This window comes from Nonomuraea lactucae (assembly GCF_003313395.1).
GTDB lineage: Bacteria > Actinomycetota > Actinomycetes > Streptosporangiales > Streptosporangiaceae > Nonomuraea > Nonomuraea lactucae.
In genome coordinates, this window is the sequence record NZ_QNFZ01000505.1 from 1 (window position 1) to 1,436 (window position 1,436).

Sequence of the window (1,436 nt, forward strand, 5' to 3'; positions counted from 1 at the left end):
CGGGGGCGGTTCCGGGCACCGGAACGGGGACGGCACCGGGTCCGGGGGCGGGAGCGGGCTCGGGTACGGGCACGGGCTGGGAGCCGGGCCGGGCGATGGCGGCAAGCGTCCGGCGTACCGCCTCCCCGTTGGACGGACGCGCGGCGGGCTCCTTGGCCAGCATGGCGAGCACCAGCCGGTCCAGCTCGGCGGGCACCTCCGCGCGGTGCCCTCCGGGCGGCGCGGGCTCGGCGCGCAGGTGCTGTCCGGCCACCTCGTCCGGCGTGCCCTCGAACGGCGGCCGCCCGCACAGCAGCTCGTAGCACACGCACCCGAGCGCGTACATGTCGGCGGCGGCCTCGGCGGGACGCCCGTCCAGCCGCTCGGGAGCGCTGTACCTCACCCGGTCCCCCGAAGGGCGCTGGCCGGCCAGCCCGAACCCCACGACCTTGAGCACCCCGCTGCCCGCCCGCCGGAACCCGTCCGGCTCCACCTTCCCGTGCACCACCCCCGCCCGGTGGGCGGCGTCGAGCCCGGCGGCGGCCTGCCCCACGAGGTCGCACACCTCGACGATCGGCAACGGCCCGCGCGCGGCCAGCTCCTCCCCCAGGCTCTCGCCGGTGAGGAACTCCGTCACGAGGTACGGCGTGCCGTCCTGGTCTCCCACGTCGAGCACCATGGCCACGTTCGGGTGGATGACCCGGGCGACGGCCTGGGCGTGCCGCCTGAGCACCTCACGCGAGGCCGCCCCGGCGCCCAGGACCTTGACCGCCACCGTCCAGTCGGCACGGGTGTCGTAGCCCCGCCACACCTCTCCCATCGGCCCGCTGCCGATGAGCTCGTCGAGCCGGTACCGGTCAGCGATCATGGACGGCGCTTCGTCCGACATATCTCCGCCAATGGATCCAGAAACATCATTTTCCCCCAACGATAGGGCCGCCCGATCCCCGCCACGGCCATGGCGCAGTGGTCTGACCTCTTGACCACCTGTCCTCTCCCTGTCATGGTCGGGGATGTGAGCGACTTCACGCCCGTCCGCCGCACGTCGGTGTCCGCGGAGGTGTTCGAGCAGATCGCCGCCCAGATCCTCGACGGCACGCTCGCCTCCGGCACGGCGCTGCCGCCCGAGCGGATCCTGACCGAGACGTTCGGGGTCAACCGGCAGGCGCTGCGCGAGGCCCTCCAGCGGCTCGACCAGCTCGGTCTGGTGCGGATCCGGCACGGCGATGCCACCCGGGTCCGCGACTACCGCAGCAGCGCGGGGCTCGACCTGCTGCCGCGCCTGTTCCTGCGGCCCGACGGCACGCTGGACCCCCTGGTCGTGCGGTCGGTGATGGAGATGCGCGCGGCGATGGGCGCCGACGCGGCCGCGCTGTGCGCCGTCCGGGCCGGCGCCGACCTGGTCCTGAGCCTGCGCGGCCTGCTCGGGGAGCTGGAGACGGCCGGCGACGCCGCCC

Annotated in this window: 2 protein-coding genes; one reads left to right on the forward strand and one right to left on the reverse strand. The window is 74.9% G+C overall.

All coding sequences use genetic code 11. From position 1 onward, the window contains the following. Window positions 1-847, reverse strand: an 847-nt coding sequence (locus DQW85_RS23045) for a serine/threonine-protein kinase (RefSeq protein ID WP_162795265.1), incomplete at its 3' end; no start/stop codon positions are given. Window positions 848-994: 147 nt separating this feature from the next. On the opposite strand from DQW85_RS23045, the gene DQW85_RS23050 reads away from it, so the two are divergent. Beyond that, window positions 995-1,436 (forward strand): FadR/GntR family transcriptional regulator (locus DQW85_RS23050; protein WP_205315340.1); only part of this gene is annotated, 442 nt, incomplete at its 3' end.